9 protein-coding genes and 1 pseudogene are annotated in these 12,483 nt (G+C 62.2%); 5 read left to right on the forward strand and 5 right to left on the reverse strand.

Annotation, left to right across the window (positions count from 1 at the left end):
* Positions 1–67: 67 nt before the first annotated feature.
* Positions 68–1,048, forward strand: a complete 981-nt coding sequence (locus ACJBF3_RS16640) for a fimbrial protein (RefSeq protein ID WP_045325644.1) — start codon at positions 68–70, stop codon at positions 1,046–1,048.
* Positions 1,049–1,072: 24 nt separating this feature from the next.
* Positions 1,073–1,171, forward strand: a pseudogene (locus ACJBF3_RS16645) (metal ABC transporter permease); the annotation flags it as partial.
* Between the two features lie 21 nt (positions 1,172–1,192).
* Here the strand turns inward: ACJBF3_RS16645 and entD are convergent.
* Both entD and ACJBF3_RS16655 read right to left on the reverse strand, forming a co-directional pair.
* Positions 1,193–1,858 carry an enterobactin synthase subunit EntD gene (gene entD / locus ACJBF3_RS16650; RefSeq protein ID WP_045325646.1) on the reverse strand — a complete coding sequence of 222 codons (666 nt, stop codon included), beginning with the start codon at positions 1,856–1,858 and terminating at the stop codon, positions 1,193–1,195.
* 80 nt (positions 1,859–1,938) lie between these two features.
* A complete protein-coding gene (locus ACJBF3_RS16655; protein ID WP_045325648.1) occupies positions 1,939–4,188 on the reverse strand; it encodes a TonB-dependent siderophore receptor in 2,250 nt (749 codons plus the stop codon).
* A gap of 144 nt (positions 4,189–4,332) precedes the next feature.
* Here ACJBF3_RS16655 and fes point away from each other — a divergent pair, with 144 nt between their 5' ends.
* The 3 genes from fes to entF are packed head-to-tail and all read left to right on the forward strand — an operon-like array spanning position 4,333 to position 9,606.
* Positions 4,333–5,529, forward strand: a complete 1,197-nt coding sequence (gene fes, locus ACJBF3_RS16660; RefSeq protein ID WP_045325650.1) for an enterochelin esterase — start codon at positions 4,333–4,335, stop codon at positions 5,527–5,529.
* Between the two features lie 10 nt (positions 5,530–5,539).
* Positions 5,540–5,752, forward strand: a complete 213-nt coding sequence (locus ACJBF3_RS16665) for an MbtH family NRPS accessory protein (RefSeq protein ID WP_045325653.1) — start codon at positions 5,540–5,542, stop codon at positions 5,750–5,752.
* The gene (entF, locus tag ACJBF3_RS16670) at positions 5,749–9,606 is read left to right on the forward strand and encodes an enterobactin non-ribosomal peptide synthetase EntF (protein ID WP_045325654.1); all 3,858 of its coding nucleotides are present in this window, start codon (positions 5,749–5,751) and stop codon (positions 9,604–9,606) included. The genes ACJBF3_RS16665 and entF overlap by 4 nt, the downstream gene beginning before the upstream one ends.
* A gap of 87 nt (positions 9,607–9,693) precedes the next feature.
* Here entF and fepC read toward each other — a convergent pair whose 3' ends face one another.
* From fepC to fepD, 3 genes are read right to left on the reverse strand one after another with little or no spacing between them, the layout of a single operon-like run.
* Positions 9,694–10,488, reverse strand: coding sequence for an iron-enterobactin ABC transporter ATP-binding protein (gene fepC / locus ACJBF3_RS16675; RefSeq protein ID WP_045325656.1), 795 nt, complete (start codon positions 10,486–10,488; stop codon positions 9,694–9,696).
* Positions 10,485–11,474: an iron-enterobactin ABC transporter permease gene (gene fepG / locus ACJBF3_RS16680; RefSeq protein WP_072265709.1), complete on the reverse strand. Its 990-nt coding sequence runs from the start codon at positions 11,472–11,474 to the stop codon at positions 10,485–10,487. Before fepG ends, fepC begins: the two co-directional genes overlap by 4 nt.
* Entirely contained in the window at positions 11,474–12,478 is a 1,005-nt protein-coding gene (gene fepD, locus ACJBF3_RS16685) for a Fe(3+)-siderophore ABC transporter permease (protein WP_045325661.1), read from the reverse strand. The genes fepG and fepD overlap by 1 nt, the downstream gene beginning before the upstream one ends.
* Positions 12,479–12,483 lie beyond the last annotated feature (5 nt).

Below are 12,483 nucleotides of genomic sequence, written 5' to 3' on the forward strand. Positions count from 1 at the left end.
TGCGTTAATGCGCGTGATGACTTTGCGAGAGAAGGCCCACGCCTCGCCTGAAATAAAGGAACATATTATGCCCACTGTATTTAAAATTGCGACGGCAGCCGTGGGGTGCGCTGTCTCTCTGAATGCCTTTGCGCTGTGTTCTGCAAATGACGTAGCGGTCAACTTCGATCACAATATTGTCGTTCAGCGGGATGCGCCCGTTGGAACGGTATTAGCAACGATAGTCACCAGTAACCCCATAACATGTGACCCTGAGGGTCAGCAAATTGGATACGATGGCTCGTGGTTTATTCAGCTTTCCGGGGCAAATACGGATTACGGCGCCTCGCCGCTGGTAAACGTGCGGGCGACTGAGGTCCCCGGCATCGGCATCCGGTGGAAGAACTTTTCCAGCACCACGCAAAGCAGCGAGTTTGTCACCAGAATGAGCCTCAATAATCCGAGCTGGCGGCGAGGGATCCTCCAGAATGGCGTATCAACGTTCACGGATACCTTTGAGCTGATCAAAACCAGCGCCACCCCGGCGACGGGGTCTATACCCGCTCTGACGCTCAATACTGAATACAGTACACCGAGGAGCAATAACATTATGCGCCTTCCGCTTTTTAAATATATTTTTTCGCCGATGAATATCAGCACCGCATCCTGTCAGATTGAAGATAAAAATTTGAATATTAATATGGGGATTGCGTTATTACCGAAGTTTAACGGCGTCGGTAGCACCCAGAATCCGGTGACATTTTCCATACCGCTTATCTGTAGTGAGCAGACCGCAGTGAATGTGACGCTGGATAACGTCAGCCCGCTTGCCGATGCCGCTAACGGCGTGTTGGGCTTAAACAGCAGTTCGACGGCTACAGGTCTGGGCATTCAGCTGAAATATAATGATTCGCCCGTGCAGTTCGGCAAGCTTATTAAATACGGCACGACGACTTCGCCAGGGGAAGTTGTCAATATTCCCTTTAAGGCCGCGTATTACATGACCTCAGCAAATGCGCAATCGGGTTCGGTGAGCGCCACGGCGTCGTTTACCATGACCTATCGTTAGCGCTTTATTTGAAATGGCCTCGCATCCGGTCTGTTCTGCGCGGCCCCCACTGAATACCTGAAAGATAACAGCCGAATCAAGCAGGATACGTTTATGGGGAACATTTTTTCCGGCAGGTTCGGTACCCGCTGGTGGCGATCGGCGTTAAGGCACGCCGACCGGAGAGCGTGGCAGCAGGGTGATCGCCTGTTCGCCGTGCTGTTGCCAGTAAAGGGTGAAGACGGTGCCTTTGGCATAGCCCGCGCGTTGACGGGTCAAGGCCAGCGTAAGTGACTTATCGTCGAGCTGTGTGACGCGAGCGCTGTCAAAACCCATCCATGACCGCACCTGCGGAAAGAGGGCCTTGAACAGGCTCTCCTTAGCGCTGAATGCCAGCGTCAACGCCAGCGCAAAGGAGTACCCCGAGCGCGTCAGGCACATCGCTTCCTGCTCGTCAATGATGCCGTCCTGGATTTCGCGGGCTTCACGGTCTGGAAGAACGGCTTCGCAATCAATACCCACCAGTGCATCTGGATGATGGACGACAACCGCCATCGCCCGCGTGCCGCTGTGGGTGATACTTCCTGAAAATCCTTCCGGCCAGAGCGGTTCACCGCTGGGGCCGATACCGGGCACGGTATGATCGGGCAAAGCATGCGCGGCGGCGATGCGGCCTGCAAGATGCTCAGCTTTGCGCTTGCGTCCGGCGTTTGAAAGCTCAGCGTGGTGAGGGAGCCAGAGGAGATCGGCATCGGTGAAGGTGGTGGGGGCGAAGGTGACATGGTGGACGGTGTGGCCGGCGAGAATGAACGTGGTGTGGGTGGTGTGCATGTTTTCCCTTCAGAATTGTGCAGCCTGATGCCCTCACCCCGACCCTCTCCCACAGGGAGAGGGGGAAGTGACTGCCTGTATCAGAATCTTGTGTTGACGCTCATATACCACGTGCGGCCCGGCTCATTATACGTATACGCCCCTGCACCATACATATACGCCCCGGTGGTAGCATTTCCGGTCGTCTGGGCATTACCCGCGCGCCACTGGCGCTTGTCGAAGACGTTGTCCACGCCGCCGGTCAGGCTGACGTTTTTGGTCATGTCCCAGGTCGCGCTCAGGCCAACGATGCTGTACGGGCTGACTTCGTCTTTTTCAGACCCGGTCACAGGCTGACCTTTGTAGTTGTATTTCTTCGGCTGCTGCTTGCCGTACCAGGTAAAGGTCGACTGGAGCGACACGTCCTGATGCACCTGCCAGCTCAGGGTCGAGTTCAGCGTATACTCCGGAATGATCGACAGGCGGTCGCCGGTCTCCTTGTTCTTGCTCTGCAGCATGTAGGTGATGTTATTGGTCCAGTTAATCGTGTCGCTGACCGGCACGTTCAGGGAGCCTTCCAGCCCTTCCACCACCGCCTTCGGCACGTTTTCCCACTGGTAGATATCCGTCTGCACCTTACCGGAAGAGGTGTGGCCAATCGGCGCGTAGCCCGCTTCAATCTTGTCGCGGTAGTCGTTGCGGAACCAGGTCACGCCCGCCAGCCAGCCGTCGCGCTTCCACTCCAGACCAATCTCTTTGTTGATGCTGGTTTCCGCCTTCAGGTCGTCGTTGCCCATCATGTAGCAGCCCACGCCATCGGAGCTTGCGTAGCAGCCCTGGCCTTTGCTGTAGAGCAGGTAGTTCGGGTTGGTCTGGTACAGGCTCGGCGCTTTATAGGCGCGCGCGATCCCCATCTTCAGCGTGAAGTCATCCCCCAGGCCCTGCGACAGGTTCAGGGACGGGCTCCAGTTGTTGCCGACGATGGTGTGGTGGTCGAAGCGCAGCGCCGGGGTCAGCATGGTGCTGTCGGTCAGCTCCATGTTGTTCTCGGCGAACAGGGAGAAGATCTCCGCCGAGGTGTACGGGCTGCGGTCGTTGCTCATGCCCGGAATGGTGCCGCCCTGCTGGGTTTGCGTGAAGGAGGTCGAGTCCTTCATGCGCTGCTGGTTCCATTCGGTGCCCAGGGTCAGATTCTGGTTAACGACGAAATCAATCGGCAGGTTGATTTCGCTGTGCAGCATCACGTCGGCCAGGTCGGTGTCGGTGAATTTATTGCTGTTGAACAGGCCTTCCAGACCGCCCGCCAGCCCTTCGCCCAGACGCGAGTTGCGGGTGTGCTCGTACTGCGCCCAGCTGCTGGTGGTGATGCCGTTATCCCAGCCGCCGTTCCAGGTCACCGCGAAGTTCTGACGATAAATACGGTTGGTCTCTTTGCCGTAGTTTTTCTTCACCAGACCGCTGGAGCTGTTGTCGTTGTTGGTGTTCTGGGTATCACCGGCGTAGAGGTTATTCTGACGGCTGTAGCCTGCCTCAAACTCCAGAGACTGCATTGGCGCGAAGTCCCAGCGCACCACGCCGTTGATGTCTTTATTCTCCACACCCTCACGGCCCGCCGGCAGCGTGTCGGCGTAGGCTCCGGTACGATCGGACTGATGGCCCTGGTTGATGGCCCAGGCGTCGGCCTGGGTTTTGTCCAGATTGCCGAACATGCGGAAGCTGAAGTCGCCGCCCAGCGGGCCGCTCAGGCTGAAGTTGGTGCGTTTGGTTGAACCTTCGTCCTTGTGTTCCGGCGCGTTCAGGTAGGTGTTCCAGGAACCGTGCCACTGGTCGTCGAATTTTTTGGTGATGATGTTAACCACGCCGCCTGCCGCACCGTTGCCGTAACGCGCTGCTGCCGGGCCGCGGATCACTTCGATACGTTCGATCATCTCTGGCGGCACCCAGCCGGTATCGCCGCGGGTGTCGCGCTCGCCGCGCCAGCCCAGACGGATGGAGTTACGGCTGGTGACCGGCTTGCCGTCGATCAGGATCAGCGTGTTTTCCGGCCCCATGCCGCGGATATCAATCTGACGGTTATTCCCGCGCTGGCCGCTGGTGGAATTCCCGGTCAGGTTAACGCCCGGCATGGTGCGGATGATTTCAGCCACGTCGCGCGCGGGCGGGTTTTTACGGATCTCATCGGCGGTGATGGTTGATACGCCCGGCGCCTGCAGATTCTGCTCGGCGGCGGTAATCACCATCGTGTCTTCGTGCTGCGCAGAGGCGGTGTTGTCGGCTGCCATGGCGGGCAGCGCGACGCCATAAATCCCTAAATTGACCAGCAAGGCCAGAGAGTGAATCTTCTTATTCATTGTACGTCCCGCTTTTGTGGTTGTTTTATGAGCGCTTCCCACAGCGCGGGCACTACGCTATTGCAAATGCAAATAGTTATCAATAATATTATCAATAAAATTTGTCCTGAGACAAAAAAGACTGTTAAACATGAGGTTATAAGGGTGACGGCGTTAACAACGGGAAGTGATGCGTGGTGGCAGTCGAAAAACGGGCCTGAATGGACGCCGGAAAAGGGAAAATATCGCGTCACGTTCTGGTGGCGCGACCCGAAAGGAACGCAAGATTCGTCACCGATCAAACGCGTCTGGCTCTACGTCACCGGCGTGACCGATCACCATCAAAATGCCCGCCCGCAGTCCCTCGAACGCATTCCCGATACCGACGTCTGGCAGTGGCAGGGCGAGTTCAGCCCCGAGTGGCGCGGAAGCTACTGTTTTATCCCTTCCGTAAATGAAAACGATTTTGCCAGCGTTGTGTTTGAAGGCGCGCAGCCGGACCGCATGGCGCTGCGCGAAGGCTGGCGCAAGCTGCTGCCGCACGCGGTTTCCGACCCGCTGAATCCGCAGAGCTGGCGCGGCGGGCGCGGTCATGCCGTCTCCGCGCTGGAGATGCCGCAAGCGCCGGTTCAGCCTGGCTGGAATCATCCGGATACGCCCTACGACGCGCCGACCTGCATTGAATGGGAAAGCGCGCGCCTTAAAAATCGCCGTCGCGTCTGGATTTTTACCACCGGGGACGATAACCCCGAACGCCCGCTGGCGGTGCTGCTCGACGGGCAGTTCTGGGCCGAAAGCATGTCGATCTGGCCCGCGCTGGTGTCGCTCACCGCCGAGCGCAAGTTACCGCCTGCTGTCTACGTCTTAATCGATGTTATCGACATGGCGCATCGCAGCCGCGAGCTGCCCTGCAATCCCGATTTCTGGCTGGCGGTGCAGGAAGAGCTTCTCCCCCGCGTAAAAAATCTCGCGCCGTTTAGCGACCGCGCCGACCGTACCGTGGTGGCGGGCCAAAGCTTTGGCGGCCTGGCGTCGCTTTATGCTGGCCTCAACTGGCCGCAGCGCTTTGGCTGCGTGCTCAGCCAGTCCGGTTCGTACTGGTGGCCGCACCGCGGTGGGCAGCAGGACGGGCTGTTAATCGAACAGCTTAAAACAGGTGAAATATCCGCTCACGGGCTACGCGTCATCCTTGAAGCCGGGCGCAACGAGCCGCTCATCTTCCGCGCGAACCAGGCGATTTACGCCGAGCTGCACGCCCGGCAGGTTTACTGGCGTCAGGTTGACGGCGGGCACGACGCGCTGTGCTGGCGCGGTGGGCTGACGCAGGGGCTGATGACCCTCTGGCAGCCGCTCATTCACTAACGGAGTCTGTATGGAATTCAGCAATCCTTTCGATAATCCGCAGGGACAGTTCGCCATTTTGCAAAACGACCGGGGGCAGTACAGCCTGTGGCCGCAGCAGTGCGGGCTTCCGGCAGGGTGGCGCGTGGTGTGCGAAGCCCAGTCTCAGGAGGCGTGCCAGCAGTGGCTGGCCGCGCGCTGGCAAACGCTTGAACCGTCTTATTTTGCGGGGGAGATCGCATGAACCGTCTTCCTCTCGTCGCCGCCCAGCCGGGCATCTGGATGGCGGAGCAGCTGTCCACACTGCCCAACGCCTGGAGTGTGGCGCACTACACCGAGCTGAAAGGCGATATCGACGCGCCGCTGCTGGCAAAGGCCATTGCCGCTGGCATGATGCAGGCCGATACCCTGCGGATGCGTTTTGCCGAGGAGAACGGCGAGGTGTGGCAGTGGGTGGATGACGCCGTCATGCGGCCGGAGCCGTCCGTTGTTTGCGTGGATTCCCACGGTGCAGCCGTGGCGCTGATGGAGGCCGATCTTAACCAGAACCTGCGCGTCGACAGCGGTCAGCCGCTGGCGTTTCACCAGCTGATTCAGGTCGGTGAAAACCACTGGTACTGGTATCAGCGCTATCACCATCTGGTAGTGGATGGCTTCAGCTTCCCGGCCATTACCCGCCAGATCGCCACAATTTATGCCGCCTGGAAGAAGGGCAACCCCCCCCCCGAATCCCCGTTTACGCCGTTTGCCGAGGTGGTGGAAGAATATCAGCGCTATCGCGACAGCGAGGCGTACCTGCGCGACGGCGCCTTCTGGGCCGAGCAGCGTAAACGGCTGCCTTCGCCGGTCTCGCTCTCCTCCGCGCCGCTGCCGGGACGCGCCGCTACCACCGATATTTTGCGCCTGAAGATTGCCGCCGACGGTCGGGCGTTTAGCCAGCTTGCGCAGGCGGCAGGGGAGGCGCAGCGCACCGACCTGGCGCTTGCGCTGGTGGCGCTGTGGCTGGGCCGCCTGACCGGGCGGCTGGACTACGCCGCCGGGTTTATCTTTATGCGCCGCATGGGCTCCGCGGCGCTGACCGCGACCGGACCGGTGCTCAACGTCCTGCCGCTGGCGGTCAATATCGATCCGCAGGAGAGCCTCCCGACGCTGGCGCTGCGCCTGGCGAACCAGCTGAAAAAAATGCGCCGCCACCAGCGCTACGACGCCGAGCAGATCGTCCGCGACAGCGGGAAAGCGGCGGGCGACGAAGCGCTGTTTGGCCCGGTGCTGAACGTCAAGGTGTTCGATTATCAGCTGGATATCGACGGCGTGGAGGCCATTACCCACACGCTGGCAACCGGCCCGGTGAACGATCTGGAGCTGGCGCTGTTCCCGGACGAAGAGGGCGGTTTGAGCATAGAGATCCTCGCCAATAAGCAGCGTTACGATGAAGCGACGCTTTCCCGTCACGTGGCGCGCCTGAACGCGATGCTGGTGCAGTTCGCGGCCAACCCGGACCTGCGCTGCGGCGAGGTGGAAACGGTATCTGAGCAGGAATACGCGCAGCTGGCGCGGATCAACGATACCGGGCTGGCGCTGCCGTCAACCACGCTGGCAGGGCTGGTGGCGGAGCAGGCGAGCAAAACGCCGGACGCCCCCGCGCTGGCGGACGCGTACATTGAACTCAGCTATCGCCAGATGCGCGAGCAGGTCGTCGCGCTGGCAAACCTGCTGCGCGAACGCGGCGTGACGCCGGGCGACAGCGTGGCGGTGGCCCTGCCGCGCTCGGTGTTCCTGACGCTGGCGCTGCACGCCATCGTTGAAGCCGGTGCCGCGTGGCTGCCGCTCGATACCGGCTACCCGGACGACCGCCTGCGGATGATGCTGGAGGACGCGAAGCCCTCCCTGCTTATTACCACCGACGAACAGCTTCCGCGCTTTAGCGATCTTTCCGTCGAGACGTTTAGTTACAACACACTATTACCGACCGCGGGTGCTGAACCGCTGCGCCTGGCGAAGCCGGAGCAGACGGCGTACATCATCTTTACCTCCGGCTCGACCGGGCGTCCAAAAGGGGTCATGGTCGGCCATACCGCCATCGTTAACCGCCTGAAGTGGATGCAGGATCATTATCAACTGACGGCGTTTGACGTCGTGGCGCAGAAAACGCCGTGCAGCTTTGACGTGTCGGTGTGGGAGTTCTGGTGGCCGTTTATCGCCGGGGCGAAGCTGGTGATGGCCGAGCCGGACGCGCACCGGGACCCGCAGGCGATGCAGAACTTCTTCGCCCGCTACGGCGTGACGACAACCCACTTCGTGCCGTCGATGCTGGCGGCGTTTGTCGCCTCGCTGACGCCGGAAAACGTGGCGTGTTGCAAAACGCTTAAGCAGGTGTTCTGCAGCGGCGAAGCGCTGCCGGCCGAACTGTGCCGCGAGTGGGAGCAGCTCACCCGCGTGCCGCTGCATAACCTCTATGGCCCGACCGAAGCGGCGGTGGACGTCAGCTGGTATCCGGCTTACGGCCCTGAACTGGCGGCGGTTACAGGCAACAGCGTGCCGATCGGCTTCCCGGTGTGGAACACGGGGCTGCGCATTCTGGATGCGATGATGCGCCCGGTGCCGTTCGGCGTGGCGGGCGATCTCTACCTCACCGGCATTCAGCTGGCGCAGGGGTATCTGGGACGTCCGGACCTCACCGCCAGCCGCTTTATCGCCGACCCGTTTGCTCCCGGCGAGCGGATGTACCGCACCGGGGACGTTGCCCGCTGGCTGGACACCGGCGCGGTGGAATATCTGGGCCGCAGCGACGATCAGCTGAAAATTCGCGGCCAGCGCATCGAGCTGGGCGAAATCGACCGGGCGATGCTTGCCCTGCCGGACGTCGCCCAGGCCGTGGCGCACGCCTGCGTGTTCAACCAGGCTGCGGAAACGGGGGGGGATGCCCGCCAGCTGGTGGGATACGTTGTCTCTGAATCCGGCTTACCGCTGGACCGCGACGCGCTGCTCGAATTGCTGAAGGCGCAATTGCCGCCGCATATGGTGCCGGTGGTGCTGCTGCAAATCAGCGCGCTGCCGCTCAGCGCGAACGGCAAGCTCGACCGCAAGGCGCTGCCGCTGCCGGCGTTGACGAGTAAAACGTCCGGCCGCGCGCCGGAAAGTGAAACCGAAATCGCCGTCGCGCAGGCGTTTGCGGCGCTGCTGGGCTGCGAGGTGAACGACATTGAGGCCGACTTCTTTGCCCTCGGCGGACATTCGCTGCTGGCGATGCGCCTGGCGGCGCAGCTCAGCCGCACGTTCGCCCGCAAGGTCACGCCGGGGCAGATAATGGTCGCCTCCACCGTGAGCAAGCTTAGCGCGCTGCTGGACTCAACGCTAAGCGACGAGCAGGCGCAGCGTCTGGGATATGAAACCCTGCTGCCGCTCCGTGAGAGCGACGGTCCGACGCTGTTCTGCTTCCATCCGGCATCCGGCTTTGCCTGGCAGTTCAGCGTGTTGGCGCGCTATCTCAGCCCGCGCTGGTCCATTATGGGCATTCAGTCTCCCCGACCTGATGGGCCGATGCAGCAGTGTGCGGATCTGGACGGGGTGATCGAACATCACCTGAATACGCTGCGCGCGCGGCAGCCGCAGGGGCCGTATTACCTGTTCGGCTATTCCCTCGGCGGCACGCTGGCGCAGGGGATTGCGGCCCGCCTGCGCCAGCAGGGGGAAGAGGTGGCCTTCCTTGGCCTGCTGGACACCTGGCCGCCGGAAACCCAGAACTGGGCGGAAAAAGAGGCCAACGGCCTCGACCCGGCAGTGCTGGCGGAAATCGAGCGCGAGCGGCAGGCGTTTATCGCCGCCCAGCAGGGGCAGGGGAGCAGCGAGCTGTTTAACGCCATCGAGGGCAATTACGCCGACGCGGTGCGGCTGCTCACCACGGCGCACAGCGCACGCTTTGACGGTAAGGCGACGCTGTTTGTCGCCGAACGCACGCGAACGATGGATCCGCAGGTCGCCTGGGCACCGTGGGTGGCAGCGCTTGAGGTATACAGCCAGGACTGCGCCCACGTAGACATCATTTCACCGCAGGCGTTTGAGAAAATTGGGCCAGTGTTGAAGGATATCTTGAGGTAACGTCAAAAGTGCCGGGTGGCGGCTACGCCTTACCCGGCCTACATTCGGATCCCGTAGGCCGGGTAAGGCGTAGCCGCCACCCGGCAATTACCGCCGACCTAACGGCACCACCAGCGGCGTGCCCGCCACCGGATCGTCGATAATCATGCAGCGCATCCCGTAGATCCGCGCGATCAGCTCCGGCGTCACAATCTCCTTCGGCGCGCCCTGGGCCACAATCTCCCCGTCGCGCAAGGCAATCAGGTGCGTGGCGTAGCGGCACGCCTGGTTTAAATCGTGCAGCACCGCCGCCAGCGTGTACCCCTGCGTGCGGTTCAGATCGCTCAGCAGCTCCAGCAGGTCTATCTGATGGCTGATATCGAGCCAGGTCGTCGGCTCGTCCAGCAGCATGATCGAGGTCTCCTGCGCCAGCACCATCGCGATCCACGCCCGCTGGCGCTGCCCGCCGGAAAGGGTATCCACGCTCTGCTGGGCCAGATCGGTCATCCCCGTCGCCTGCATCGCGCGGTTCACCGCCTCGTCATCCTCTTTACGCCAGCGGGTGAACAGCGGCTGGTGGGGGTAGCGCCCGCGCGCGACCAGCTCCTGCACCGTGATGTCTCCCGGCGTGGTGGCATTCTGCGCCAGCAATCCGATGCGCCTGGCCACCTCTTTGCTCGCGAAGCGCTGGATCTGCTCTCCATCAAGGAGCACGCTGCCTTCAACCGGCGTCATCAGGCGGCTCAGCGTGCGCAGCAGGGTCGACTTCCCGCAGCCGTTTGGGCCGATAATCGCCGTGAAGTGGCCGTCCGGAATAGTGACGGATAAGTCACGGGCAACGATTTTTTTGCCGTAGCCAAGGGTAAGTTTTTCGCCGCGCAAGCGGGTGGTTGAATCGGTCATTTCTTGCGTGACTCCTGAACGAGCAAGACGATGAGGTAAATCCCGCCGAGGCTGACGGTTACCACGCCCACCGGCAGTTGATAAGGCATAAACAGCCGCTGGGCGCAGAGGTCGGCGGCCAGCAGCAATAACGATCCGCACAGCGCCGCCTGGGCGAGTCCCCAGCGCGCGGTGCCGCTAAGCCGCCGCGCAATGTGTGGGGCGACGAGAGCAATAAAGGAGATTGGCCCGGCGATGGCGGTGGAGGCGGCGGTTAATAATACGGCGACCAGCATCAGCATCAGGCGCGAGCGCTCAACGCTTACCCCCAGCGCGCAGGCGCTGTCGTCGCCCATCTCCAGCAGGCGCATGCGGCGCACCAGCAGCAGCGCGCCGATAAACATCAGCAAAATGAGCGGCGCGGCGGGCCAGGTTTTGCCCCACGTCAGGCCGTTGAGGGAACCGGCATACCACAGCCCGGCGGAGAGCGCGGTGTCCAGCGAGGCCTGCAGCAGGAGCCAGGTGTTAAAGGCCATCAGCATCGCGCGGACGCCAATGCCGATAAGGATCAGACGAAAGGTGTCGATACCGTTGCGCCAGGCAAGCAGCCAGATCAGTAAGGACGTCAGAATGCCGCCCGCCATTGCCGTAAAGGTAATGGCCGTCAGGTGCTGACCAAACAGCACCATCGCCACCAGCACGCCGCTCCAGGCCCCGGTATTGAGGCCCATCACGTCCGGGCTGCCGAGCGGGTTGCGCATCAGCGACTGGAATATCGCACCGCTCACCCCGAGCGCCGCGCCCACCAGAATCGCCATCGCCACGCGCGGCAGTCGCCACTCCGTCACCACCAGGGTGATGTTGCGCGGCGCGCTGCCGAGCAGGGCGTTAAAGACCTGGGTGAAATCAAGCGTCACCGCGCCGCTGCGCAGGCTCCAGACCGCCAGCAGCAGAATGGCAATGCTCAGCAGCGAGACGCTGGTGGTTAAGCGACGGGACGGAGCCATCATGCGCCACCTCCGCGTTTACGGCGTACCAGGAAGATGAGCACCGGCGCGCCGATAAAGGCGCTGACCACCGAGACGCGCAGCTCGCCGGGCACCAGCAGGCGCCCCAGCACGTCGGCAAACAGCAGCAGGGTCGGGGTTGCCAGCAGCGTGACTGGCAGCGACCAGCGGTGATCCGCTCCCACCAGCCAGCGCGCCATATGCGGCATCATCAGGCCGATAAAGGCGATTGGCCCGACCACGGCGGTCGCGCTGCCGCACAGGACGGTGATGGCGAGCAGGCCAATGAGCTGCGTGCGCGCCACCCTATTGCCGAGAGCGGTGGCGGTGTCGCTGCCGAGGCTCAGGCTGTTGAGCGCCCGGCTTAAAAGCAGCGCCACGGCGGCGGCGATCATCACCGGAAGCGCCACCACTTTCAGGGTTTCAAGGGTGCGGATATCCAGCGATCCGGCCTGCCAGAAGCGCAGCTGGTCGTAAACGTCCGGGTTGAGCAGGGCGATGCCGTTGGATAGGCCTTCCAGTACCGCCGCGAGCGCCACGCCCGCCAGCGTCAGGCGTACCGGGCTTAGCTGGCCGCCGCCCTGGCTGCCGGTAAACGCCACCACCAGCGAGGCGGCCAGCGCGCCGCAAAAGGCCATCACCAGCTGTTCAGTAGGTGAGCTCAATCCGAACAGCGCCGCGCCGAGCACGATGGCAAAGCTGGCACCCGAATTGACGCCGAGAATGCCCGGGTCCGCCAGCGGGTTGCGGGTGAGGGTTTGCATTAGCGCACCGGCAAGGCCGAGCGCGCCACCGGCCAGCAGCCCGGCGAGCGTGCGGGGCAGGCGGGCGTCGAGCACGATGACGCAGTCGGCGCTCTGGCAGCGTCCAATGAGTGCATCAACGACAACGGATGCGGGCAGCGGCTTCGCGCCGACCAGCAGGCTGAGCGCAACCGCAAGGATCAGCAGCAGCAATAAAACGGGCACGGCAAGGGCGCGCACCGAAGAAGAGGAAAACGACATAGCAA

It is taken from the genome of Enterobacter sp. PP-008-ECC_S150 (assembly GCF_045257065.1).
Lineage (GTDB): Bacteria > Pseudomonadota > Gammaproteobacteria > Enterobacterales > Enterobacteriaceae > Enterobacter > Enterobacter chengduensis.

Excerpts from the sequence above, each read along its gene's own strand:
- entF (WP_045325654.1), top strand. The coding sequence starts at position 5,749 with ATGAACCGTCTTCCTCTCGTCGCCGCCCAGCCGGGCATCTGGATGGCG.
- entD (WP_045325646.1), bottom strand. The coding sequence starts at position 1,858 with ATGCACACCACCCACACCACGTTCATTCTCGCCGGCCACACCGTCCAC.
- fepD (WP_045325661.1), bottom strand. The coding sequence starts at position 12,478 with ATGTCGTTTTCCTCTTCTTCGGTGCGCGCCCTTGCCGTGCCCGTTTTA.
- ACJBF3_RS16665 (WP_045325653.1), top strand. The coding sequence starts at position 5,540 with ATGGAATTCAGCAATCCTTTCGATAATCCGCAGGGACAGTTCGCCATT.
- ACJBF3_RS16655 (WP_045325648.1), bottom strand. The coding sequence starts at position 4,188 with ATGAATAAGAAGATTCACTCTCTGGCCTTGCTGGTCAATTTAGGGATT.
- fepC (WP_045325656.1), bottom strand. The coding sequence starts at position 10,488 with ATGACCGATTCAACCACCCGCTTGCGCGGCGAAAAACTTACCCTTGGC.
- ACJBF3_RS16640 (WP_045325644.1), top strand. The coding sequence starts at position 68 with ATGCCCACTGTATTTAAAATTGCGACGGCAGCCGTGGGGTGCGCTGTC.
- fepG (WP_072265709.1), bottom strand. The coding sequence starts at position 11,474 with ATGGCTCCGTCCCGTCGCTTAACCACCAGCGTCTCGCTGCTGAGCATT.